This is a genomic window from Oerskovia sp. PE-21s (assembly GCF_056158145.1).
Genome location: NZ_JBUXJM010000008.1, coordinates 151,383 through 175,239, shown reverse-complemented (window position 1 = coordinate 175,239; position 23,857 = coordinate 151,383). Strand labels below are relative to the sequence as shown.

At 73.3% G+C, this 23,857-nt stretch carries 23 protein-coding genes; 8 read left to right on the top strand and 15 right to left on the bottom strand.

Annotated features, from left to right (window positions below; translation table 11 throughout):
* Positions 1 to 92 precede the first annotated feature (92 nt).
* The 6 genes from ACZDYF_RS15970 to ACZDYF_RS15945 form a co-directional block, all read right to left on the bottom strand.
* On the bottom strand, positions 93 to 1,202 hold the full coding sequence (locus ACZDYF_RS15970; RefSeq protein ID WP_475059253.1) for a LacI family DNA-binding transcriptional regulator: 1,110 nt from the start codon (positions 1,200 to 1,202) through the stop codon (positions 93 to 95).
* A gap of 120 nt (positions 1,203 to 1,322) precedes the next feature.
* Positions 1,323 to 1,994, bottom strand: coding sequence for a response regulator (locus ACZDYF_RS15965; protein WP_475059250.1), 672 nt, complete (start codon positions 1,992 to 1,994; stop codon positions 1,323 to 1,325).
* The gene (locus ACZDYF_RS15960; RefSeq protein WP_475059247.1) at positions 1,991 to 3,097 is read right to left on the bottom strand and encodes a sensor histidine kinase; all 1,107 of its coding nucleotides are present in this window, start codon (positions 3,095 to 3,097) and stop codon (positions 1,991 to 1,993) included. Before ACZDYF_RS15960 ends, ACZDYF_RS15965 begins: the two co-directional genes overlap by 4 nt.
* Before the next feature lie 109 nt (positions 3,098 to 3,206).
* A complete protein-coding gene (locus tag ACZDYF_RS15955) occupies positions 3,207 to 5,312 on the bottom strand; it encodes a hypothetical protein (RefSeq protein ID WP_475059243.1) in 2,106 nt (701 codons plus the stop codon).
* 158 nt (positions 5,313 to 5,470) lie between these two features.
* Positions 5,471 to 6,667 carry an MFS transporter gene (locus ACZDYF_RS15950; RefSeq protein WP_475059239.1) on the bottom strand — a complete coding sequence of 399 codons (1,197 nt, stop codon included), beginning with the start codon at positions 6,665 to 6,667 and terminating at the stop codon, positions 5,471 to 5,473.
* A 119-nt stretch (positions 6,668 to 6,786) separates the two neighbouring features.
* Positions 6,787 to 7,437, bottom strand: coding sequence for a GntR family transcriptional regulator (locus tag ACZDYF_RS15945; protein ID WP_191791148.1), 651 nt, complete (start codon positions 7,435 to 7,437; stop codon positions 6,787 to 6,789).
* A gap of 145 nt (positions 7,438 to 7,582) precedes the next feature.
* On the opposite strand from ACZDYF_RS15945, the gene ACZDYF_RS15940 reads away from it, so the two are divergent.
* Positions 7,583 to 8,005 carry a DUF1801 domain-containing protein gene (locus tag ACZDYF_RS15940; RefSeq protein WP_191791149.1) on the top strand — a complete coding sequence of 141 codons (423 nt, stop codon included), beginning with the start codon at positions 7,583 to 7,585 and terminating at the stop codon, positions 8,003 to 8,005.
* Positions 8,006 to 8,113: 108 nt separating this feature from the next.
* Here ACZDYF_RS15940 and ACZDYF_RS15935 read toward each other — a convergent pair whose 3' ends face one another.
* The gene (locus ACZDYF_RS15935) at positions 8,114 to 9,937 is read right to left on the bottom strand and encodes a cation:proton antiporter (RefSeq protein ID WP_475059232.1); all 1,824 of its coding nucleotides are present in this window, start codon (positions 9,935 to 9,937) and stop codon (positions 8,114 to 8,116) included.
* Positions 9,938 to 9,999: 62 nt separating this feature from the next.
* Positions 10,000 to 10,617: a TetR/AcrR family transcriptional regulator gene (locus tag ACZDYF_RS15930; protein WP_475059229.1), complete on the bottom strand. Its 618-nt coding sequence runs from the start codon at positions 10,615 to 10,617 to the stop codon at positions 10,000 to 10,002.
* Between the two features lie 146 nt (positions 10,618 to 10,763).
* On the opposite strand from ACZDYF_RS15930, the gene ACZDYF_RS15925 reads away from it, so the two are divergent.
* From ACZDYF_RS15925 to ACZDYF_RS15905, 5 genes are all read left to right on the top strand, one after another.
* The gene (locus ACZDYF_RS15925; protein WP_475059225.1) at positions 10,764 to 11,150 is read left to right on the top strand and encodes a DUF1304 domain-containing protein; all 387 of its coding nucleotides are present in this window, start codon (positions 10,764 to 10,766) and stop codon (positions 11,148 to 11,150) included.
* 51 nt (positions 11,151 to 11,201) lie between these two features.
* Complete coding sequence (locus tag ACZDYF_RS15920) at positions 11,202 to 12,206, top strand: NADP-dependent oxidoreductase (protein WP_475059222.1); 1,005 nt, start codon at positions 11,202 to 11,204, stop codon at positions 12,204 to 12,206.
* Positions 12,207 to 12,381: 175 nt separating this feature from the next.
* Complete coding sequence (locus ACZDYF_RS15915) at positions 12,382 to 13,755, top strand: sensor histidine kinase (protein ID WP_475059219.1); 1,374 nt, start codon at positions 12,382 to 12,384, stop codon at positions 13,753 to 13,755.
* Complete coding sequence (locus ACZDYF_RS15910) at positions 13,752 to 14,405, top strand: response regulator transcription factor (protein ID WP_475059216.1); 654 nt, start codon at positions 13,752 to 13,754, stop codon at positions 14,403 to 14,405. Before ACZDYF_RS15915 ends, ACZDYF_RS15910 begins: the two co-directional genes overlap by 4 nt.
* 160 nt (positions 14,406 to 14,565) lie before the next feature.
* Positions 14,566 to 16,173, top strand: coding sequence for a PP2C family protein-serine/threonine phosphatase (locus ACZDYF_RS15905; RefSeq protein ID WP_475059213.1), 1,608 nt, complete (start codon positions 14,566 to 14,568; stop codon positions 16,171 to 16,173).
* Between the two features lie 4 nt (positions 16,174 to 16,177).
* On the opposite strand, the gene ACZDYF_RS15900 is transcribed toward ACZDYF_RS15905, so the two are convergent.
* The 4 genes from ACZDYF_RS15900 to ACZDYF_RS15885 form a co-directional block, all read right to left on the bottom strand.
* Entirely contained in the window at positions 16,178 to 16,876 is a 699-nt protein-coding gene (locus tag ACZDYF_RS15900; RefSeq protein WP_475059414.1) for a response regulator, read from the bottom strand.
* On the bottom strand, positions 16,873 to 18,117 hold the full coding sequence (locus tag ACZDYF_RS15895; protein ID WP_475059208.1) for a sensor histidine kinase: 1,245 nt from the start codon (positions 18,115 to 18,117) through the stop codon (positions 16,873 to 16,875). The genes ACZDYF_RS15900 and ACZDYF_RS15895 overlap by 4 nt, the downstream gene beginning before the upstream one ends.
* A gap of 188 nt (positions 18,118 to 18,305) precedes the next feature.
* On the bottom strand, positions 18,306 to 19,028 hold the full coding sequence (locus ACZDYF_RS15890; protein WP_475059205.1) for an Lsr2 family DNA-binding protein: 723 nt from the start codon (positions 19,026 to 19,028) through the stop codon (positions 18,306 to 18,308).
* A gap of 135 nt (positions 19,029 to 19,163) precedes the next feature.
* Entirely contained in the window at positions 19,164 to 19,610 is a 447-nt protein-coding gene (locus tag ACZDYF_RS15885) for a hypothetical protein (protein ID WP_475059201.1), read from the bottom strand.
* A gap of 322 nt (positions 19,611 to 19,932) precedes the next feature.
* On the opposite strand from ACZDYF_RS15885, the gene ACZDYF_RS15880 reads away from it, so the two are divergent.
* Positions 19,933 to 20,871 (top strand): pentapeptide repeat-containing protein, encoded by a 939-nt coding sequence (locus ACZDYF_RS15880; protein WP_475059198.1) that lies wholly within the window; start codon positions 19,933 to 19,935, stop codon positions 20,869 to 20,871.
* A gap of 99 nt (positions 20,872 to 20,970) precedes the next feature.
* Here ACZDYF_RS15880 and ACZDYF_RS15875 read toward each other — a convergent pair whose 3' ends face one another.
* Both ACZDYF_RS15875 and ACZDYF_RS15870 read right to left on the bottom strand, forming a co-directional pair.
* Positions 20,971 to 21,153 (bottom strand): hypothetical protein, encoded by a 183-nt coding sequence (locus tag ACZDYF_RS15875; RefSeq protein WP_191791162.1) that lies wholly within the window; start codon positions 21,151 to 21,153, stop codon positions 20,971 to 20,973.
* A gap of 102 nt (positions 21,154 to 21,255) precedes the next feature.
* Positions 21,256 to 22,206: a quinone oxidoreductase family protein gene (locus ACZDYF_RS15870; RefSeq protein ID WP_475059194.1), complete on the bottom strand. Its 951-nt coding sequence runs from the start codon at positions 22,204 to 22,206 to the stop codon at positions 21,256 to 21,258.
* Positions 22,207 to 22,455: 249 nt separating this feature from the next.
* Here ACZDYF_RS15870 and ACZDYF_RS15865 point away from each other — a divergent pair, with 249 nt between their 5' ends.
* On the top strand, positions 22,456 to 23,259 hold the full coding sequence (locus ACZDYF_RS15865; RefSeq protein ID WP_475059190.1) for an SCO4651 family lipoprotein: 804 nt from the start codon (positions 22,456 to 22,458) through the stop codon (positions 23,257 to 23,259).
* A gap of 157 nt (positions 23,260 to 23,416) precedes the next feature.
* Here the strand turns inward: ACZDYF_RS15865 and arfB are convergent, their stop codons facing one another.
* Entirely contained in the window at positions 23,417 to 23,854 is a 438-nt protein-coding gene (gene arfB, locus ACZDYF_RS15860; RefSeq protein WP_475059187.1) for an alternative ribosome rescue aminoacyl-tRNA hydrolase ArfB, read from the bottom strand.
* Between the last annotated feature and the right edge of the window lie 3 nt (positions 23,855 to 23,857).

Genomic DNA, 23,857 nt, shown 5'->3' with positions numbered 1-23,857 from the left:
GACGCCGACGGCGACCGTGCCCACCGCCGACGGTGACCGGCGAGGACGCCGTGGGTGACGGGCCGAGAGGCCGACGGCGACCTCGGCGCCGGTCAGTGGCAGCCGCAGCTCTCCCGGAGGAGCACGCGCACCGGCAGGTTGATCGTCGCCGGAGGTTCTGCCGGGTCGGCCATGCGCACCCGCAGCCGCTCGACCGCCGCCCGGCCCAGCTCGACCATGGGCTGGCGGACCGTCGTCAGCCGCGGGACGGAGACCTGGGTCGCGTCGATCCCGTCGAACCCCGTGAGCACCACGTCGCCCGGGACGTCGATGCCCTCCTCGGTGAAGACGTCGAGGATGCCGAGCGCGGTCTGGTCGTTGGAGCACACGAGCGCTCGCGGCAGCGGGGTCCCCGACGCGCGCCGCCCGGCGAGCAGGCGCCTCGCGATCTCGCGCGCGACGGTCCGGGTGAAGTCGCCCCGGACGAGCGGTGCGACGGGTACCGGCAGGCCCGCGTCCGCGACCGCCGACCGGAAGCCCGAGAAGCGCTCCTGGTCGTCGGGCGCCTCGACCGGCCCGCCGACGAACGCCAGGTCCCGGATCCCGTGGTCCTGCACCAGGTGCTCGACGAGCGCGCGCACCCCGGCCGAGTTGTCGACGCTGATGTGGTCGTGCGCGTCGCCGCGTCGCGGACCCGCCATGACCACCACGGGGATGCGGCGCGCGATGTGCGCGAGCAGGTCGTCGGGCACGGTCGCCGACAGCACCGCCAGGCCGTCGACTCGACCCGCGAGGTCCGAGACCGCCTCGGTCCGGCGCAGCCCTCGGGCGACCGTGATCATCACGGCGAGTCCTGTGCGCCAGGCCTCGAGCTCGGCGCCGCGCATGACCTCGCCGATGTACAGGTTGCTCCAGCGCGACGTCGGGGCGGTCCCCACGTCACGGACGACCTCGACGTGCTGGCCCACCCGGACGGGCTCGGGCAGGTCGTCCACGTCGTCGATGCCGTCCACGTCCGGGAAGCACAGACCGAGCACGCCCGTCTGCCGGGCGGCCAGCCCGCGTGCGGACCCCGAGGGCACGTAGCCCAGCTCGAGGATCGCTTCGTGGACGACGCGGCGCGTCTGCTCGCGCACGTCGTCGGGACGACGCAGCACGCGCGAGACCGTGGCGATCGACACCCCGGCTCGTTGCGCGACGTCGTACACCGTGGGCGTCTTCACCAGCACTCCTTCGCTCGCCGCGGATCGTCAGCGGCACTCGGTGACACCTTACGGCGCACGACGGACGTCTCGCTGAGGCCGGTACGCCCCCGGACCGCCGAGGCCCCAGGGGCGCCTCGCTCACCCGGTGCCCTCGTCGGGCAGTCCGGCGTCGTGGCCGAGGATCGCGGCCTGCGTCCGGTTCGTCACCCCGAGCTTGACCATGGCGTGGGTCAGGTGGGTCTTGACCGTCGGTTCGGCCATGTAGAGCGCCCGCGCGATCTCGGCGTTCGACAGGCCCGTGGCGAGGAGCCCGACGACGGCGCGCTCACGTTCGCTGAGCCGGCCCACCTTGGCCCGTGCCGCGGCCTGCCTGGTGCTCATGGCCGGGCCGAGCGAGTCGAGGAGATGCCGCGTGACCGCGGGAGAGAGCATCGCCTCCCCGGCGGTCGCGGCCCGGATCCCCTGGTGGACCTCGGTCGCGGTGCTGTCCTTGAGAAGGTAGCCCGCGGCCCCGGCGCGCAGCGCGGGCACGACGTACTCGTCGTACTGGAAGTTCGTCAGGATGACGACCTGGACCTCGGGCGACGCCCGACGGATCTCCTGCGTGGCCTCGATGCCGTTCATGACGGGCATCTGCATGTCCATGAGGACGACGTCAGGGTGGTGCGACAGCACCGCCGCCACTGCCTCCCGACCGTTCTCGGCCGTCCCGACGACGTCGAGGTCGTCGGCCGCATCGACCAGGCCTGCGATGCCCTCACGGAACAGTCGCTCGTCGTCGACGACGACGACACGGATGGCTCGGGTCATGCGTTCCTCCTCGGTAGCAGCACGTCGACGCGGTACCCGCCCTCGGGCGTCGGGCCGATCATGGCGGTCCCCCCGACCAGGGCGACCCGCTCGCGGATCCCCTGCAGCCCGTGACCTCCGGTAGGCATCTCGACCTCGGGGATCGCCGAGGGACCGTTGACGACCGCGACCCGCAGTGCGCCGTCCTCCTCGGCGACGCTCACGGTGGTCTGCGCCCCCGGCGCGTGGCGCACGGCGTTGGTCAGGGCTTCGCGCACGATCCGCACGGCGGTGCGCTCGGACAGCCCGGGCGGCTCCCCAGGAACGACGTCGGCGTCCATCTCGACGGGCTGCCCCACGGCACGTGCCTCCTCGACCAGGACCGCGACGTCCCGGAAGGAGGGCTGCTCGATCGTCACCGGGGTCCCGTCCCGCCCGAGCAGGTGCAGCATCCCGCGCATCTCCTCGAGCGCCTCGCGTGCCGTGTCGCGGATCCGGTCCACGTCCTCGCGGACCCGTGGGTCGCGCACCTTCGTCCCGAGGAGGTTGCTCTGCAGCACGACGTAGCTGATCCGGTGCGCGACGACGTCGTGCATCTCTCGTGCGAGACGTTCCCGCTCCGTGGCCCTCACCTGGGCCGCGAGGTGCTCCGCGGCCTGAGCGCTCCGGTCGCGGAGAGCGGCCGCCGCTACCCGCTCCGCGCGTCGGCTCCTGCCCGCGAGCCACGGTCCGAGCACGAGCAGGACCAGCACCGTACCCATCGCGACGTCCGACCGGCCGAACGCGAGCGGCGCAGCAGGGAGGACCAGAAGTGCGCCGGCCACCGCCCAGGTCGTCCCGCGCCGTGGGGTGAGCCGCTCGCCCGCGGCGAACGCCGCGAGGATCAGCGCGGGGATCGGCGAGACCCAGGACAGGAGCGCACAGCCCACCAGAGCAGGTCCGACCAGAACGGGTCGCAGGAGCAAGGCCGCACCCAGGAGCTGGGCGACGAGCTCGGCCCACAACGGCGCCCCCTGGGTGCCCACCACCGAGCGAGAGACCGCCACGGCGACCCCCGCGAGCGCAGCGAACGACGCGACCGCGACGTCGCGCCGCGTGATCGACCCCCGAGCGGGCATCCGCATGCTGCCAGGCTAGCCAGGAAGGCCACGAGAGGGCGGTCGAAGCGTGCACCGGACAGGCCGCCCGCTCCGTGGTCGGAGGGGGCGGCCTGCTTCTGGGTACGGCGGGCGGTCAGCTGTCGGTGGTGCGGGTCTTGCGGCGTCCGGCGAGGACGAGCCCGGTACCGGTCAGGACGATGAAGGCTCCTGCGCCCGCGAGCAGTCCCGCGTCGGCGCCGGTCGTGGCGAGGTTCGCGGCCTGGGCGTCCTGGGTGGCGGTGGCGACCGGGACGGTGTCGGTCAGGCCGAGGTTGGTCGGGTCGCTCGAGGCGACGGTCTGGACCGTCCCTTCGGTGTCGACGAAGACCGGGGCCACGGCGTCGGTGGCGACGGGCGTCGTCGGGTCCTCGGGCGCTTCCGGGGCCGTGGGGTCCTCCGGGGTGACCGGGTTCTCAGGATCCGTGGGGTCCTCCGGGGTGACGGGGGCCTCGGGCTCGTCGGCCAGGCTGATGCCGATCCAGTCCCAGGCGGTCGAGGGCTGGTCGAGCTCGCCCAGGCCGATGAGCCAGTGCGGGAACGTCGCCGGCATCCACTGGCCGGTCTCCTCGTCGTACGAGCCCTCGCCGTGGTTGTTGTGGTCGTTGCCGGTGTAGAAGTGCGGGCTGCCCTGCTCGGTGCCCTGCGCCGAGCCCCAGAGCTGGAACTGCGGCAGGCTCGCGACGTCCAGGCCCGCGGGGACCCGGACGAAGACCTGCTGGCCCGGAGTCACCGACGTGATCGTGTTGCCCTGGGCGTCGACGAGGGTGACGCCGGCCGGCACGGCCCGGCCGTCGGCGGTGCGCAGCTCGACGTGGATGTCGCCCGTACCGCCCACCAGCGAGGCCGTGAAGCCGTAGTCGGTCGAGCCGTCGGTGTTCTTGACGTACCCGTGCGAGACGAAGCCCGGCTGGGGCATGACCACGTTCGTGTTCAGCGCCTGCTCGATGAGCCAGGCCGCGGTCTGCATCGTCGCCATGCGGTCGCTCTGGTAGCCCTGGTCCCAGGTGCGCGTCCAGTCGTACTGGAAGGTCTCGTCGGGGTCTTCGGGGACCACCTGGGCGGAGAACTGGTCGAGCGCCTTCTGGCTCAGCGTCACGTGCCCCGAGGCATCGACGTCGAAGAACAGGCCCATGACGTCGTGGCCCGTCGAGAAGTACCAGACCGCGAACTGCGTGGCCTCGTACGCCGTGTAGTCCGCACGACGGGCATTCTGCTCCGCGACGGCCTGCTCGGCGTCGGCCAGGGTGATCCAGCCGTTGTCGATGCTGTACTGGTAGTCGGCGATCGTGACGGCATCGGGCACGGACACTCCGGCCCGGTCGAACAGCACCCGGGCGTCGGCGGCGCGCGCGGCAAGGTCGGCCCCGCCCTTGTAGCCGTTGACGAGCACGGTCTGCTGGGCCGAGGTGTTCTCCCAGTGGATGCCCTCGGCGTCGGGCGTCACGGTCTCGTCGCCAGACCACACGTGGTACCAGTAGTTCGCGATGTCGCGGTCGTAGACCATGTGGACCGTGCCGTCCTCGTCCTTGAGCGTGTGGTGCAGGATGTGCAGCTGCGGGTTCCCGCTCCACCCCTGCCAGTCACGGCCCGAGGTCACGTCACCGAACTCCATGAAGTACCAGTAGTCGCACCCGAACCCGTCCTCGCCACCGTCCTCCCAGTGCGGGTGGTAGTCCGCGTCGGGGTAGACCGGCGTCGACTGCAGCGCGCCGAACGCCGACGCTGCCGCCAGCGGGGCGCCCGTGGTCTCGGTCGCGGCGGAGTCCGTCTCCGGCCCGACGGCGTCCGCCCCGGTCGCGGCCTGGTCCCCGGGGTCCGCCGCAGGCTTCTCGGCGACGGGTTCGCCCTCCTCGACGGGCGCTTCCGGCGCGGGGTCGGCGGGCGCTGCCTCGTCGGTCGGCACCCCGGGGACCACGGGCACCTCGGGCACAGCAGGCACTTCGGGGGCCGGGGCGACGACCGGGTCGACCGGCGTCGTGCTCTGCGGGGCGGTCGCCTCGGCGGCGGGCGCTTCCGCAGCGGGCGCCTCGGCAGGCGCTGCCTGCTCGGCAGGAGCCGCGGACGGAGCCTCGGGATCGGTCGTCGTGGGGGCGCCGGCCTCGGGGACGTCGGTCCCCTCGGCGGCGAAAGCTGCGGCTCCACCACCCAGCACGAGTGCGGCGGAGACAGCAGTGGTGGTGACGGTGCGAAGAACCTTCATGATCGTCGAGCTCCTACGTGATGGGTGTGTGCGCTGGTCGCGCCCTGACCCCTCTACGTTCTCGCCCGGCAGGGGGGTGCCGACTCACCCCTTCGGACCGACCGACCTCATCCGAACGTCTCGACCTGTTGCTGTCGCGTGCGAGCGACAGCTTGCCGTCACGCCGTGGCGCGCAGCCCTCGGGCGACCGCGGCGAGGCAGCCCGCGCAGGCCACCGCGACCACGGCGAGCAGCACGGTGTACCCGGCGAGCGCGGTCGCCCCGGCCAGGACCACGGGCAGCAGGAAGCCCACGTAGGACAGGCTGTAGTAGACGCCCGTGAGTCCCGCGAGGTCGGTGGGCGTCGCGACGGCCTGCACCTCGACCAGTCCCGCGACCACGCAGATCCCGTAGGCAGCACCGAGCGTCACCGCGGCGAGCCCCCCGAGCGGTGGCGACAGCACGGCTGCGTTGACCGTGGCGAGGACGATGCCGACCAGCATCAGGCCCATCCCGACGACGAGCGCCCGGCCGCGCGTGACGCGGTCGATCGCCGGGACGAACGCCTGGACCGCCGCTCCCGTGCCCAGCGTGAGGACCGTGAGCAGGGTCGCGTAGGCCAGGGACAGGTCGCCGGTCTGCTCGACCACGAGCTGCGGCATGACGGCGTAGGCGATCCCGGCGGCCCCGAAGATCCACGGGGCCGCGGGCACCACGACGCGCACGAACCGGCGGTGCGAGGCGGCGGGGACCCGCAGGTCCGCGAGGAGCGAGGTCGTCGACCGGTGCCCTCCGATGGTCTCGGTCGCGCTCGCGAGCAGGGCGAGCGCGACCACGCTGAGGACGACGTGGACGGCGTAGGGCGTGATCGTGGGCCACGGCCCCCACTGGGCGAGCACCCCGGAGACCCCTGCGCCGATCCCGAAGCCGAGCGTCAGGGACAGCGACGGGCGGCGGGCGCCCGCGGTCGGGTCGGTCCCCAGGTCGAACGGCGGGCTCGAGAGCTCCTTGACCCAGCTGGTGCCGACCGACATCGCGACGCCCACGCTCAGTCCGGCGAGCAGGCGCCCCAGGCAGATGACGACCTCGCTGCCGAACCCCAGGGCCAGCAGCGCGCTGGCCCCGATCCCGCCCAGGACGCCGACGACGGCGAGCGGCTTGCGCCCGTACCTGTCGGACAGCGGGCCGGCCACGAGCAGGCCGGGCACGAGCCCCAGGACGTACATGCCGAGGAACAGGTCGACCATGACGACCGAGTAGTCGCCGAGGTCCTGGTACATGTGCAGCAGCGGCGTGAAGTGGTTCCCGCCCCAGGCCATGACGACGAGGGCCGGGGCGACGCGCAGCCAGCCGGGGAAGGGGCGTTGGCGGTTCATGTTCTTTCTCGGGGGACGACGACGGTGAGACGGGGCGGCCCGTCGACGGGCAGGGCACGGCCACGACAGGAGGCCGAGCGGGAGGTCGAGGGGACGGCGGAGCCAGGCGGGCGGGCCCGTCAGCCGTAGTTGCCCCGCTGGACGTGCGCGCGCAGCGCGGCCTCGTAGGCCTGCGCGTCTCCGGCGCGGGCGAGCGTGGCGAGCACGCGGTGGTCGGCGAGGAGCCGCGTGGGTGAGGTCGCGTCCCGACGGACGGCGCGGTGGGTCAGGAGCTCGAGGCGTGGGCCGAGCTGTGCGAAGAGGTCCTCGATCACGTCGTTGTCGCCGGCGCGGATGACCCGGGAGTGGAACGCGAAGTCCGCCTGCGAGAAGGCGAGCAGGTCGCCGTCCTGCTCGGCGACCACCTGCTGGGCGACGAGGTCGTCGAGGTCGTGCGCGACGCCGTCGGGCAGGGGGTTCCCGTCCAGGGCGCGGATCGCGGACGACTCGAGCATGATCCTGACCGCGAGGAGGTCCGCGACCTCCTTGTCCGCGACCGTGGCGACGATCGCTCCGCGCTTGGGGAACAGCGTGAGGAGGCGGCACGTCTGGAGCTGGAGGAACGCCTCCCGGACGGGGGTGCGGCTGATGCCGAGCTCGTCGGCGACCTCGCCCTCGGTGAGGAGCGCCCCGGGGGCCGTCTCGCCCGTGATGATCGACGCGGACACCGCGGCGAAGGCGCGTTCGACGGCGCTGGGGGCCTGGTCGTCGGACTTCTTGCGAGGCGACATCTTTCGACCATAGCACCTTAGATGCAAGGGGGCACCCGGGGTTGCGCGGCTACGGTCTGGTCACGTTCTGGCGCGCCCGGTCGCCTGTCCCCGGGACCCCGCATAGCCTCGTTCGACCAGCCGCCCCGACCGGATGGAGCTCTCCGTGCAGAAGACCGGGACCGACCCCGACGAGTACCTGACGACCCTTCCCGAACGATTCCGCGACGACGCCCTGCGCCTCGACGCCGAGATCTCGGAGGTGATGGCGGGCCGCTCCCGGGTCCTGTGGGAGGGCGTCTCCTGGGGCGGCACCGACCAGCGGATCATCGGGTACGGCGACCTGCTCCAGGCACGTCCCCGCGGCGGGAGCGTCGAGTGGTTCGCGGTCGGCCTCGCGGTCCAGCAGAACTACCTGAGCGTGTACGTCAACGCCGTCGAGGACGACCAGTACGTCGCCCAGAAGTACGCGCACACCCTCGGTCGCGCCAAGATCGGCAGCTCGAGCGTGAGCTTCAAGGCCCTCGCCGACATCGACCTGGACGCGCTGCTGCACCTCGTGCGCATCGCCCGGGACCAGACGGCGTAGCGCGCCCTGCACTCCGGCCGCACCCCGCCGAGAAGTGAGTTGGTGGCCCTGGATCGCCGAATCCAGGGGCACCAACTCACTTCTCGGCGGGGGCGGTGCCGCGCGGGGCTACCGTTCCGCGGACGGCGCGTGCATCTCGACGCTGATCTGGCTCGCGTCGAGCACCTTGAGCGTCTCGTCCATGGCCCCCGAGCTGTAGGTGCCGTGGTCGCGCACGTGCAGCAGCTCCTCGCGCTGGGCCGCGAGCACCGCGAGCCGCAGCTCCCGGTACTGCCGGTGCTGCTCGTCGGCCTCGGTCGCCTCGCGGTCCACGAGGTCGTCGTGCGCGATCTCCTGGCGCACGCGCTCGATCGTCTCGGGCGCGTACGGCGTCCCGTCCGGACGGGCGAGGCCGGGCGCGTCGATCACCTCGGAGGCCACGCGCGAGAGCTCGCCCAGGAGCGCGAGCCGCTCGTCGTTCTCGGTCGAGGTGTCGACCGTCAGGTCGAGGCGTCGCACGACCCACGGCAGCGTGCCGCCCTGGACCAGTAGCGTGCCCGCCGCGACGAAGAACGCGATGAGGACGAGCAGCGCGCGGTGCGGGGTGTCGGCCGGGAGGGACTGGGCGGCCGCGAGCGTCACGACGCCGCGCATCCCGGCCCACACGAGCAGCACGCCCTCGCGGCGCCCGAGCGGCTCGGCCGCCAGGTAGTCGATGTCGGCGATGCGGCGCGTGAGGAACGTCTGGACGCGGGCCATGCGGCTCTGGACGCGCGGGTCATCGAGCGAGGGCGCCTCCCCCGGACCGGCGGGACGCCCAGGGCCTCGGGCCCCGGCGCGGCGCGGCGCGCGGCGTCGCTGCCCGCCCCTGCCCGGTCCGCGGTCCGCGGTCGTGGGCAGCTCGCCGCGGTCGAGCTTGTCGGTCGCGGCCGCGAGCTTCTCGCGCACCTCGGGGTTGCGCCGGTTGGAGCGCTTCATGAGCCACAGCAGCGCCGCGACGAACACCGAGCGCAGCGCGACGACGACGAGCGCGGCCAGGAGCGCGAGCCCCGCAGCCGTCCACAGGCTGCCGTGCTCCGCGCGGACCTCCTCGACGAGCCCGAACACCTCGAGCCCCATGAGCAGGAAGACCCCGCTCTCGAGCAGGAGCTCGACGGTCCGCCAGTTCGCCTTCTCGGCGATGCGGTCCTGCGGGCTCAGGTGCTTGGGTGCGCCGAGGCCCGTGACGATGCCGGCCGTGACGACCGCGACGAGTCCCGAGGCGCCCAGGTGCTCCGAGGGCAGGAACGCGATGAAGGGCACGACGAACGAGATCGCGGTGTTGGAGGTGGCCTCGCGCACGCGCGACCGGAGCCACAGGTTCGCCTTGCCGACGAGGAGGCCGATGACGACGGCGACGACGACCGCGTAGACGAAGTCGCCCGCGACCTGCCCCACGGAGACGGTCGCGGCGGTCGCGGCGATGGCCGAGCGCAGCAGCACCAGGGCAGAGGCGTCGTTGAGCAGGCTCTCGCCCTCGAGCACGGTCACGACGCGCGGCGAGACGCCGGCCTTCTTGACGATCGAGGTCGCGACGGCGTCGGTGGGGCTGATGATCGCGCCGAGCGCGATGCCCGTCGCGAGCCCGATCCCCGGGACGAGCAGGTGGAACAGGAGGCCGAGCACCACGGCGCTGATGACGACGAGCACCACGGACAGGCCGCTGATGGCCTTGAGGTCTCGCCGGAAGTCCATCGCGGGCATGCTGACGGACGCCGAGTAGAGCAGCGGCGGCAGCACGCCCGCGAGGATCCACTCGGGGTCGACCTCGACGGCCGAGACCGCGGGGAGGAACGACACCGCGACGCCCAGGAGCACGAGGATCAGCGGGGCGGCGACCCCGAGGCGTGGCGCGAGGGCGGTCACGCCGACGACCGCCAGGACGCCGGCGATCAGGTAGGGGGCGAACTCCATGGGCTTCTCGTCTCGTTCGGGGAATTACTTCCTATCAGACGAAGCATCTGCGCCCCGCACCGCTACGCGTCGCGCGGAACCCACTCTGCCGCCTGGTCGCGGGCGGCGCGCAGCATCGCGACGGCCTCGTCCTGGTTGACGCGCGCGAGCGCGAGCGCGCTGAGCTGGAGCGAGAGCAGCAGGCGCCCACGCCGCTCGACCGCGTCGTCCGCGAGCGCCGGGTCCGCGGCACGCAGCGCCCCGGCGAGGGCGTCGCTCAGCTCGGCCCGGTAGGCCTCGACCGCGGCGCGCAGCGCCTCGTCGTGCCCGGCGGCCCCGGTCGCGCACCCCACGAGGAGGCAGCCGAGCCGCGGGGAGTCGGCGGGCAGCTGCCCGACGGCGGAGGCGAGACGGTCGAAGTACGTCACCACCGCTCGTCCGGCCTCGGGCACGGTGGCGCTCCCCTGGCCTGCGGCGACGAGCGGGCGCAGGCGGGGGCGGATCACGGTGTCGAGGTAGTCCTCGACGGCCGCGTCGAACAGCCCCCGCTTGGATCCGAACGCGTGGTAGAGGCTCGACCGGTTGAGCCCGGTGGCGCGCTCGAGGTCCGGGAGGGATGCTCCGTCCAGGCCCTGGTCCCAGAACACGTCCCGGGCCGCCTGGACCACCGTGGTGGTGTCGAACGACTGCGACCTGCCCATGTGGACCGCCTCACTTTCCACGCCTCGTATTGCACCGACCGGTACACAACTGTACCGTCGAATAGTAGACCGACTGGTTCAGAAAGGCGTTCGCGCCGGCAGCGGCGGGCACGAGAGCACGCCCCTCACCCTGGAGGACACCACCCATGACCGCGACAGCACTGGTCTTCGCCGGCCTCGCCGCACTGATCCACGTCTACATCTTCGTGCTCGAGTCGGTGTCCTGGACCTCACCACGGACCCGCGCCACGTTCGGGACCACCGCGCAGGAGGCACGCGCCACCAAGGAGCTCGCGTTCAACCAGGGCTTCTACAACCTGTTCCTCGCGGCCATCACCGTGATCGGCATCGTGCTGGTCACGAGCGAGCACACCGGGATCGGCGCCGCGCTCGTCCTGAGCGCGACCGGCTCGATGGTCCTCGCCGGGCTCGTGCTGATCGTCTCGTCGCCCGCCAAGGCCCGCGCCGCGCTCGTCCAGGCCGTCCCGCCCGCGATCGCGGTCGTGCTGCTCGTGATCACCCTCGTGTCCTGACGGCCACCAAGCCATCCCCCGCAGAACCCCTACCGAAGGAAACCCCGACGCATGACCTCCTCCACGCAGATCCAGCTCGTCGCCCGCCCCACCGGCTGGCCCACGCACGACGACTTCCGCACCGTCCAGGTCGAGCTCGGTGAGCTCGCCCCCGGCCAGGTACGCGTCCGGAACGAGTTCGTGTCCGTCGACCCGTACATGCGCGGACGCATGAACGACGTGAAGTCCTACACCCCGCCCTACGTGCTGGGCGAGACCATGACGGGCGGCGCCGTCGGACGCGTCGAGGCCTCGACGGCCGAGGGCTTCGCCGTCGGCGACGTCGTGCTGCACCAGCTCGGGTGGCGCGACGTGGCCCAGGGCGACGCGGCCGCGTTCCGCGTGGTCCCCGAGCTCCCGGGCGTGCCGCTATCCGCCTACCTGGGGATCCTGGGCATGACGGGGCTCACGGCCTACGTCGGGCTGCTCGAGATCGCGGGCCTGCGCGAGGGCGACACCGTGTTCATCTCGGGCGCTGCGGGGGCAGTGGGCACCGCGGCCGGCCAGATCGCTCGCCTCAAGGGCGCGGGGCGCGTCGTCGGATCGGCGGGGACCCCCGAGAAGGTCGCGCTCCTGACCGAGCGCTACGGCTACGACGCGGCCTTCAGCTACAAGGACGGGCCGGTCGCCGACCAGCTCGCCGTCGCCGCACCCGACGGGATCGACCTGTACTTCGACAACGTCGGCGGCGAGCACCTCGAGGCCGCGCTGGGCGCGTTCAACGACTTCGGCCGCGCGGCCCTGTGCGGCGCGATCTCGCAGTACAACGAGACCGAGCCCGCGGTGGGCCCGCGGAACATGGGCAACATGGTGACGCGCAGCCTCATGCTCCGCGGTTTCACGATCGGCAACCACCTCGAGCACTTCCCCGCGTTCTCGCGCGACATGGGCGCGTGGCTCCAGGCCGGCGAGGTCGTGTTCGACGAGACCGTGGTCGACGGGATCGAGAAGTCCGTCGACGCGTTCCTCGACCTCATGCGCGGCGCGAACACCGGGAAGATGGTCGTGCGCGTCTGACGTTCGTCGGAGCCCGACCGAGAAGTGAGTAGATGCCCCTGGATCGCCGGATCCGGGGGCATCTACTCACTTCTCGGCATTCGATGCCACCGCGAGCGCCTCCCCCGCAGGAGGGAGGCAGGGTCCGTCGCACGCCGGTGCCGCACCCCGGGCCGGACCCGCAACAATCGTCGACATGGTCACCGCTGCCCCTCCGACCGAGCCCATCGCCCTACCGCCGACCGCCGGGGTCGTCGTCCCCGGCCGCTCCGACCGGACCGGAGCCTGGCGTCCCTGGGTCTTCCCCGGGGTGCTCGCCCTGCTCGTGGGGCTGTTCGCGACGATCACCCCCTTCATGCCTCTCCTCGGGTCCCCTCTGGGGCTGTGGGGGGACAGCCTCGCGTCCCTGTCGCTGATCACACCGGTCCTCCAGGTGGGCAGTCTGAGCGCGACCGTCGGCGTCCTCCTCTCGCGTCGTTCCCGTGCCCTCGCCTGTGTGCTGGCGAGCTGGCCCTTCCTCCTGACTCCGCTGGTCGCGACCTTCGTCTGGGCCTGGTGGCTCGCGCTGCTCGCGATCGCCGTGGTCTGCGCGTACGACGGGTGGCGACGGGCGGTCGTACCGTTCGTCCTCGCGGTGGGAATCGCCGCGGGGTACTGCGTCACGGGCATCTACGCGCTGCTGCCCGTGGGCCCGGTGACCCCGGGCAGGGACGCGTGGATCACCTTCGTCCTCTACGTCGTCTACTCGGTCGCCGTGCTGGCCACGAGCGCGGCGGTCGGCGCGAGCCGCCGCGCACGGGCGCGCACGGCCGCCGCAGCTCGCGCCTCCGACCAGGCCTTCGCGGTCGAGACCGTCGCCGTCGAGCGGGCCCGGATCGCGCACGACCTGCACGACGTCGTCGCGCACCACATCTCGCTCGTCGCCGTCCGCGCGGAGTCGGCACCGTACGTGCACCCGTCGATCGACGCCGAGTCCCGGGTCGTGCTCGCGGAGATCGCCGACGACGCCCGGCACGCGCTGGGCGAGCTGCGTCAGGTGCTCGCGGTGCTGCAGCGCACCGAGGGCGCCGACCGGGCGCCGCAGCCCGGGGCGGGTGACGTCGTGGCGCTCGTGGACGCGGCGTGGTCGGCCGGGCAGCAGGTGACGGTCGTGGGAGACGTGCCCGACCTCCCGCCGACCCAGGGGCTCGTGCTCTACCGCGCGGTCCAGGAGTCGCTGACGAACGCGCGCCGCCATGCCCCGGGCCAGCCGGTGACGCTCGCCCTCGGGACGGGAGCGACGTCGTCGGGCACGGCCGTGACCGCGCGCCTCTCCAACCTCCTGGTCCCCCGCACCTCCCCCGCCGCCCCGGGGCGGGGGCTGCTCGGGATGCGCGAGCGCGTCGAGTCGATCGGCGGCTCGCTCACGGCGGGCGAGCAGGACGGCGTGTTCGTCGTCGACCTCACGCTCCCGGTCGGCGAGCCGGAACCGGCCACGGCACCGGAGCGCACGGAGACCTTCCGGTACGGCTCCACGGGCGACGACCTGGCCGCCCCGCTTCCCGACGCCGTGGACGGGACCGACGCGTGACCCGCGTCGTGGTCGCCGACGACCAGCCCGTGGTCCGGTACGGCTTCGCCGCGATCCTCGACGCGGCCGACGACATCGACGTCGTCGGGTCGGCGGGGAACGGGGCCGAGCTGCTCGACGTCGTCGCCGCCCACCGGCCCGACGTCGCGGTCGTGGACGTGCGCATGCCCGTCATGGACGGGATCGCCGCGACGGCCGAGATCTGCGCACGCCACCCGGGCACGAGCGTCCTGATCCTCACGACGTTCGACCTCGACGAGTACGTGTTCGACGCGCTCCAGGCCGGGGCCTCGGGCTTCCTGCTCAAGGACACCCCGGCACCCCGTCTGGTCGAGGGTGTGCGTCTCGTCGCGGACGGCTCGATGCTCCTGGGCCCGACGATCACACGCCGCCTGGTCGGCGACTTCGCGCAGCGCACGACCCGGGCCGCCCCGGGGATCGAGAACCTCACGGGCCGCGAGCGCGAGGTGCTGCTCACGGTCGCCCGGGGGTTGTCGAACGCCGAGATCGGGGCCGAGCTGTTCATCACCGAGCAGACCGTGAAGTCGCACGTGTCGGAGGTGCTGCGCAAGCTCGGGTGCCGCGACCGCGTCCAGCTCGTGATCGCGGCCTACGAGTCGGGGCTCGTCGGCGTGCCGGAACGCGGGTGACGCCGCGGGGCGTCGGCGACGCCCAGTGCGCAGCTCGGGTCGTCCACCGGGCAGGTCTGACGACCCGGACTGCACGCTCGGCGCAGTCAGGGCTGTGGGCGGCACCGGTGTGCACTGCACAGGATGCACGGCGCGCTGCCGGAACCTCCTATCATGAGTCGTGAGTTCCGACTGGTTCGACCTGGCCACCCAGGGCACCGAGAGCGGTGAGCTGGCCCGGTCGATCGACTGGTCTGCCACCCCGCTCGGCTCCCCCGACACCTGGCCCAAGACGCTGCGCGCCGCCGTGCGCCTGTGCTTCAGCACGCGCTTCCCCATCTTCATCGCCTGGGGTCCCGACCTCACCATGATCTACAACGACGGCTACCGGCCCATGCTCGGGCAGGACAAGCACCCTGGCGCGATGGGTGCCCCGGCAGGCGAGGTGTGGGCCGAGATCTGGGACGAGATCGAGCCCCTGTTCGCCGGGGTCCTGAAGACCGGCGTGCCCACCTGGTCCGAGGACCAGGTCCTGATCATGAACCGCTCGGGCTTCGACGAGGAGACGGCCTTCACCTTCTCGTACAGCCCCCTGCGGGACGAGGACGGGACGATCTGCGGGGTCATGGACGTCGCGACCGAGACCACGGGCCACGTGGTCGACGCTCGACGCCTCCAGACGCTCGGCACCCTCACCGCGACCCTGCAGCGCCTCCAGGGCGACGTCGACGAGCTCGCCGCCGCGACCGTCGGGGTGCTCGGGCGCAGCGTCGACGTCACCCGCGCGGACCTCTACCTCGACACCTCGGCCGGTCTCGTGGCGTTCGCGTCGACGCACGAGCGCCACGACGAGTCGGTCCCGTCGCAGGTCCTGCGCGAGGTCGCCGACGAGCGACGACTCGAGCAGGTCGGTACGGCGCTCGTCGCCCCCCTCGCGGCGAGCCGCGACCGGTCCGTCGCGGGCGTGATCGTCCTCGAGGGAAACCCGCTCCGCCCCGACGACGAGGACCAGCGCTCGTTCCTGCAGCTCGTGGCCTCCGCGGTCGGCACCGCGCTGAGCAGCACGCTCACCCAGATCCGGCAGGTCGATGAGCTGCGCAACGTCGCGAACGCCCTCCAGGACGCGATGCTGCCCGACGACCCGACGGCCCCGGGGTGGCACACGCGCTACCGCCCGGCCGACGACAGCCTCCTCATCGGCGGCGACTGGTACGACGTCGTGGACCTGTCCGGTGGGCGGTTCGGCCTGGTCGTGGGCGACTGCGTGGGCAAGGGCCTGCGCGCCGCGGCCGTCATGGGTCAGCTCCGCAGCGCGAGCCGCGCCCTGCTCCTTGAGAACCTGGGCCCCGCGGCCACGCTCGAGGGCCTCGACCGCTTCGCACGGACGCTGCCCGGTGCCGAGCTCGCGACGGTCCTGTGCGCGATCGTCGACGAGAACGCCCGCACCCTGACGTACTCGGCCGCTGGTCACCTGCCGCCGCTCGTGGTCAACAAGGCCGAGACGTGCTGGCTCAACGAGGGTCGGGGCACGCCGCTGGCCCTCAGCACCGCACCACGCCCCGAGGCGACCGCCGCGCTCGACAGCGGCGACGCCGTCGTGCTGTACACCGACGGGCTCGTCGAGCGCCGCGGCGAGCACCTCTCGGAGGGCCTGCGCCGCCTCGCCCACGCGGCCCTCGCGATCCGCGAGGAGCACCCCGCGTCCGACCTGCCCGACGCGCTGCTCGCCGAGCTCCTCGCCGACGGTGCCCAGGACGACGTCGCGCTGCTGCTCTACGAGGTGCCCTGACCCGCTAGACGAGCCCCGCGTCGTGCACGCAGATCGCGACCTGCACACGGTTGTCGGCCCCGAGCTTGTCGAGCACCCGCCCCACGTGGGTCTTGACCGTCGCGATGCTCAGGAACAGGCTCGCCGCGATGTCCGCGTTGGACAGCCCCGTCCCGATCGCGAGCGCGACCTCGAGCTCGCGCTCGGTCAGCCGCGCGAGGCGCGCCTTCGCGGCGGCCTCCCGGTCGTCGACGGGCTGACGCGCGACGGCCGTGATGAGCTGCTGCGTCACGGACGGGGACAGCATCGACCGCCCCTGCGCGACGAGCCGGACCGCCGCCACGAGCTCGGCCGGCGGCGTGTCCTTGAGCAGGAAGCCCGCCGCGCCCAGCCGCAGCGCGGTCAGCACCATGTCGTCGGCGTCGAACGTCGTCAGGACGATGACCTTGAGCGCAGGGTCGGCGGCGCGCGCGATCTCCAGGGCAGCGAGCCCGTCGCGACGCGGCATGCGGATGTCCATGAGGACGACGTCGGGCCGGGTACGCGCGATCTCGGCGACCGCGGCGATCCCGTCGGAGGCCTCGCCCACGATCTCGATCGCCCGGTCGCCGCCCAGGATGAGGCGCAGTCCCGCACGGACCAGCGTGTCGTCGTCGACCAGGACGACGCGCAGGGGTGCGTTCGCCGGCGCGGTCTCGGGCACGGCAGGTGCCAGGGGGGTCAGGTCCACGGGAGCCACGCTCTCACGACGAAGCGCCCCGCCCCGTCGGGCCGTGCGGTCAGCTCGCCGCCGGTGAGCCGCGCGCGCTCGGCGAGCCCCGTCAGCCCCAGGCCCGACGACGGCGCACCGGACAGCCGCGGCTCGTCGCCGGCGTCGGGCACGCGGACCGCGACGAGCGGGTTGGTGACCCGCACCGTGAGCCCCTCCCCCGGGGCGCCGTCGATCTCGACGCGGACCGCCTCGCCCGGCGCGTGCTTGCGTGCGTTCGTGAGGGACTCCTGGAGGATGCGGTACGCGCTCCGGCTCACCTGGTCGCACAGCCCCGCGAGATGCTCGGCCGTGTCCGGGGAGACCTCGCACGTGACCGGGTCGGAGCCGTCCGGACGCTGCACCTCGGCCAGCAGGTCGGGCAGCGCGACGAGCGTCGGCTGCGGGCGCTCGGGGGTCCCGCCCGGGACGTCGGTCTCGCGCAGGACACCGAGGACCTCGCGCAGCTCCGTCATCGCGAGGTGCGCATTGTCGCGGATCACGCCCGCCGCCGCCGCGGACTCCTCGGGCGTGAGGTCCGTGCGGTACGCGAGCGCGCCCGAGTGCATCGCGACGAGCGAGATGCGGTGCGCCAGGACGTCGTGCATCTCGCGCGCGATCCGGGTGCGCTCGGTCGAGCGTGCCTGGTCGACGCGCGCGGCCTGCTCACGCTCGGCCGTCACGGCCCGCACGCGCCAGGACTCCGCGAGGTCGCGGCGGTTCCCGATCGAGACACCGATCGCGACGAGCAGGGCGTACACGAGCGCCCCGACGACGACCCACACCCACCACGGCGTCTGCGCCCACTCGGGGATCAGCGAGCGGAAGAGCGCCTCGTTCCCCAGGCTGGACGCCATGTAGACGAGCCCGACGCCCGCGATCTCGCGCCACCGTCGACGGGTCGCGAGCGAGATCAGCGCGATCACGACGGCCCCCGCACCGAAGGTCGTGAAGCCGCCGACCGCCCCCATGAGGAGCGTCACGGTGAGCGGTGCCGCACGGACCGCCGGGAGGAGGACCAGCGCCACGACGCCGAGGAGGAGGTCGAGCAGGAAGATCGTGGCCCACTGCTCCAAGGTCGCCCCCTGAGGGTCCTCCGCGGTCAGGAGCGCGTTGGCGAGGTACAGCAGGGCGCCGAACCCGCACGCGGCCGCCAGCCGCCAGGACAGGTCGAAGGCCGAGTAGGGCACGTAGCGGATCGGCGGAGCGGGAGGCATGTGGCGAGACTATGCGCGCGGGCGGACGGTACACATCGCCAGTCGGGACGACCCGGGGTCACCCCAAAGGATCAGGTCGTCGTCCCGTCGCCGGCTGCCGCGGGCACGACGACGGCGGCGCACCCGGGCTCGATCCCGGGTGCGCCGCCGTCGCGGGCCGGTCCGTGGACCGGCGGGTGATGCTGGGGTCAGTCCGCTGCGGTGGCCTCGCCGTTCGCCGCGCGGTACGCGGTGAGGACGGCCTTGGGCAGGCGGCCCTTGGGGCTCACCGTGTGCCCGTTCGCGAGCGCCCAGGTGCGGATCTCGGCGGTCGTCTCGCCCGGCAGGAGATAGCCGGTGCTCTTCGGGGCCGCGGGGGTCAGGGAGGCTGCGGGCTCGACGACCGGCTCGACGACGGGCGCCTCCTCGACGACGACCGACTCGACGACCTCGACCGTGACGGCTCCGGTCTCGACGACCTCGACCTCCTCGGGCGCCTCCACGACCTCGACCGCTGCGACCACCACGGTCTCGGTCCCGGTCACCGTCTCGATCTCCGTCTCGGTCTCGGTCTCGGTCTCGGTCCCGGTCTCGGCGACCTCGACCGTCTCGACTACCTCGGTGACCTCGGTGACCTCGACTACCTCGGTGACCTCGACCGTCTCTGCGGCCGCGACGGGCTCCCGTTCGACGACGGCCGGTGCTTCGACCTTCGGCGCGGTCTCGGGCTCCAGCACCGCGATGGCGACGGGCGTCGTCGCAGGCTCGACCGCTGCGGCAGGCGCGGTCGGCGCCGTCGTGCGGGCGGGCGCCTGCTCAGGAGCGGTGTCGGCAGCGGTCCCCTGGGTGGCGTCGAACAGGGACGCGACGCTCACCACCGGCGCGGCCTCCGCCTTCTTCCGACGACCCTTGAACCAGCTCAGCAAACCCATGACGACCTCTCGGCGAACGATGCGCACACCGGTCGACGTGCGCGCGGCAACTCTTTCACATCTCGGACAACCGCCGGTAGGACGCCCACGGCCCGCTCACCGGCCGCCACCGCCGCCCCCACCGGGCCGCGCGGCCTACCTGGCGAACTTCTGGTCGGTCGGCATCGTCACGTCGCACGTCACGGGAGCGCCCGGCGTGGTCGAGGTGGCCTCGATGAGCACGGCCTCGTTGGTGCGCCCCACGTCCTTGAGGACACGGCACGACGCGATGCCCTCCCCGGCGGGGGTCGCCTCGATCCGCGCCGACTGCCCGGCGGCCACGACGGCCTCGGTCGTGAAGGGCGACTCGACGGGACCGGGCGCGCTCTGCTCGACCGACGCCCCCGTGCGGTCCCCCGCGGGGGCCTGCGTCCAGACGACCGACTCGACCCCCGTGTCCGACGTGACCTCGTACGTGAGGAAGTACGAGTCGATCGGCCGGTCGACGATCGCCGTGCGCAATGCCAGGAAGCCCACCACGAGCAGGGCGATGCCCAGGATCGAACCGACGACGACGAGGACAGGACCGACCTTGCTCTGCACAGCACGCTCCGAAGGATCTGCGGCCGAGGCGTGGTGCGCGGGGCCGACGGGGACGGTCGCCGGGTGCAGCGCCGTCGGGCCCACCACCCGCCTCCGGTCCGCAGGACGGGAGGCGGGTGGTGCGCTGCTCCCACGCTAGGCGTGCGGACCGCGGCGCACATCGACCCTGCGGGCGAGGTCCGGTCGAGGGCTCCCCACGGGCACGTCGGCCCTGCGGCGTACCCGCGTCACCCGCAGGGCGACAACCGGACACCCGGAACTCGCTCGACTCCCGAGCGGCAGCGCGATGTACTGGAGACCCGCCCGCGCCACCAGGAGTCCCATGCCGTCGCCGAGTCCCTCCACCGATCGTGAGCGCCTCGGCCTGCACGCCGACTGCGCGAGCTGCTTCGGCCTGTGCTGCGTCGCGCTCGCGTTCACGCGCTCGTCGGACTTCCCGATCGACAAGGACGTGGGCGAGCCCTGCCGCAACCTGCGGCCGGACCACCGGTGCGGCATCCACCCCGAGCTCCGCGAGCGCGGGTTCGCGGGGTGCACGGTCTACGACTGCTTCGGTGCGGGCCAGAAGATCTCCCGGGTCACGTTCGCCGGGCAGGACTGGCGCGAGCACCCCGAGGTGCGGACGTCGATGTTCGCGCTGCTGCCCGTGCTGCGTCACGTCCACGAGCTGCTGTGGTACCTCACCGAGGCCGTGGCACTGACCGCCGCCCACGACCCGGCGCTGACCACAGACCTGCGCGCTGCCGTGGACCGGGTCGAACGCCTCTCCCTCGGCACTCCGGACGACCTCCTCGCCCTGCACCTCGACGCGCTGCGGGGCAGCGTCAACCCGCTCCTGCTGCGTGCGAGCGAGGGAGCGCGCGCACGCTCGGCGCACCAGCCGCGCGGCCGTCGCGCCGACCACCGGGGCGCGGACCTCGTCGGCCGGCGCCTGGCCGGGACGGACCTGCGCGGCGCGAGCCTGCGCGGTGCCCTGCTCGTCGGCGCCGACCTGCAGGGGGCGGACCTGCGCTGCGCCGACCTCGTCGGGGCCGACCTGCGAGGCACCGACCTGCGCGGCGCGGACCTCACCGACGCACTGTTCCTCACCCAGGCCCAGGTCGCTGCGGCCCGTGGGGACGCCGCGACGCGCCTGCCCACCGGGCTCGACCACCCCGAGCACTGGGCCGCCGCGCCGGCGGGCACCGCCCCGGCGCCGCGACGGCAGGGTCGGCACCCCCGCGGTGACCACCCGCGCAGGTCGGGACGCCCCCGGCGGTGAGCGACGCCGTCGGGCACCCGCAGCGCCGACCTGGCGGCCTCCCGCAGGAACCACGGCCGACGACCGAGGGGCGGCCCCGACGGGACCGCCCCGCGCCGCTCACTTGTCGTTGAGCTTCTTGGCCTGCTCGGCCACCGTGTCGACGTGCTTGTCGACCGAGTCCGACGTGCGGCCCTTGACCAGGTCCGCGACCTGGTCGATGCGCTCGTCCGTCAGCGCCTCCTTGGCCTTCGCGACGATGCCGCCCAGGCCACCTAGTGCGCCACCCTTCGACTCGCTCATGTCCTCGTCCTTCCGTCGGTTCCCGGGACCGGGCGGTACCGGGTCAGTGCGTATCCTGCCCCGGCCCGGCCGCTCGCTGCGCACCCAGGAGCGGGTGAAGCGTCACGGCACGAGCACGATCCGCGTGCCCGACGCCGTCCGGGCGCCCCAGGCCGCCTCGACGTCGCGCAGCGGGGTCGGCACGACGTCGACCTCGGGCCGGACCTGCGGCAGCAGGGCCGCGAGCTCACGGACGGCGGCGACCATCCCCGCAGGCGGCACGGACCCCTGACCGCTGCCGCTGACCTGCACGTTCGTCTTCCGGAGCGTCGCCGCGGGCAACGTGACGGTCGGCCCCGCGGTCGCACCGACGTGGACCCATCGCAGCAGGTGTGCAGGGTCCGTCCGCGCCCCCGTCACGGCTGCGAGCGCCCCCTCGGTCGGCGCTCCCCACACGTAGTCGACCACGACGTCGACGTCCGCGGCCTCGCGGGCGAGACGCTCGGCCGCGTCGTCGGCCGTGAGCGGCACGACCGCGTCCGCCCCGAGGCGCCTGACGACCTCGAGCGAGGCGGGGTCGCGCCCGGCCCCGACGACGCGGCTCGCGCCCAGGTGACGGGCGAGCTGGACCGCGAGGCGCCCGGCGTTGCCCGTCGCCCCCAGGACCAGGACGCTCTCGCCCGACCGCACGTCGGCGCGGCGCCGCAGGGCGAGCCACGCCGACATCGCCGGGTTCATCGCGGCCGCGAACGTCACGTCGTCGAGCCCCTCGGGCAGGTCCACGAGGTGGTCCTCGGGCACCGCGACGAGCTCGGCCATGCTCCCGCGCGGGGCGTGGAGGCCGGCGAAGAACACGCGCCGACCGTCCTCGGTGCGGCCCACGCCGTCGAAGCCCGGGACGAGCGGCAGCACGCCGTCGCTCGTGTAGTGCGTGCCCGCGGCGCCCGACCGGACGCGCGGGTGCAGACCCGCGGCCAGGACGTGCACGAGGACCTCGCCCGGGCCGGGCACGGGGTCGGGGATCTCGGCGTAGCGGGGCGGCTGGTCGAACGACGTGACGAGGGCTGCGTGCACGAGGGCTCCTCTCCGCGAGACGGGCGCGACGCGCGGCGGCCTGCCCGACGGCGGCCCCCGCCAGGTCGATGCTCGCACCGCGGGACGGGGTCGGCATCCGGTGCCGGCGGGTCAGGGCCCCATCCCCCGGCAGACATCACCCACCATGGGGAGCGCTCCCCATTGCGGTGGGCCCCCTCCACCCCCCAGAGTTGACCCCGTGGTCACCACGCCACCATTCACCCCACCACCCTTGAGGGAGCCTTCTTCGTGCGTCTCGTCCGCGGTATCGCCGTCCTGTCCGTCGCGTCCGTCGGGGTCCTCGGCCTCGCCGCCTGCTCGTCGGGAACCGACGCCCCCGCGTCCTCCTCGTCCGCGACGCCCGAGGGGGAGAAGGCTCCCGCGAAGGACTCGTCGTCGGACCTCACCGCCGAGAACTTCGTGCAGCGCATCACCGACGCGCAGCTCGCGGCGGGCAGCGTGACCATGGCGACCTCGACCGCTGTCGAGGGCACCACCATGGACATGACCGGCGACATCGTCTTCACGGACGGCTCGCAGAACCTCGCCATGACCATGACGGTGCCGGGCTCGGGCGAGATGCAGATCCGCTTCGTCGACGGCGTCTTCTACATGAACATGGGCGAGCTCAGCCAGAACAAGTTCGTCGCGATCGACCCCGCCGACGAGACCAACCCCATGGCTTCCTCGTTCGAGGGCCTCACCGAGCAGATGGACCCGACGGCGAGCGTCGAGGCGCTCGACGGCGCGATCAAGAGCGTCGAGAAGGACGGCGAGCCCGTCGACGTCGACGGCGTCAAGGCCCTGCCCTACACGGTCGTGGTCGACACCACGAAGCTCACGGGTTCGATCGCGGAGCAGGCCGACGCCGCAGGTGCCGCCCTCCCCGAGACGCTGACGTACCAGTACTGGATCGACGGTGACGACCTCATGCGCAAGGTCGTCGTGGACCTCATGGGGACGAGCATGGAGATGACGTTCTCCAACTGGGGCGAGGACCTGCAGGTCGTCGCCCCGTCGGCCGAGGAGATCTCGACCGAGCCGCTCTTCTGATCCGCAGCTCCCCGGGGCTCTGAGCCCGACGAACGACGGCGGCGCACCGGTCCACGGACCGGTGCGCCGCCGTCGTGCTGTCCCGGCCGCCGGACGGTCGTGAGGCGAGGCCCCCGGTGCGCGCCGCCGTCGGGCGCCGTCGGTCCGTCGGGTGCCGTCAGTCCGTGGGGCGGCGGCGCATCTGCTTGGTCGTGGTCCGCTGCTTCTTCGCCGCGAGGCGACGTTCCTGCGAGCCGCGCGTGGGGCGGGTCGCCCGACGCTGCCGCGCCGGCGGAGCGAGGCCCTCGGCGACGAGCACCGCGAGGCGCGTCCGCGCGGCGGCCCGGTTGCGGAGCTGCTCGCGGTTCTCGCTCGCCGTCACGGTGAGCACCCCGGCGACGAGCCTCTTGTCGAGGCGGGCGAGGAGGCGCGCGCGCTGGGAGTCGGACAGGACGGCCGACGCCTCGACGTCCCATGAGAGCTCGACGCGCGAGTCCGTGGTGTTGACACCCTGCCCGCCCGGGCCCGAGGAACGCGAGAACCGCCAGGCGAGCTCGCCCTCGGGGATCGTCAGGGCCGGGCTGACCGCGAGGCCTCGGTGCGGGACGGTGCTCATCAG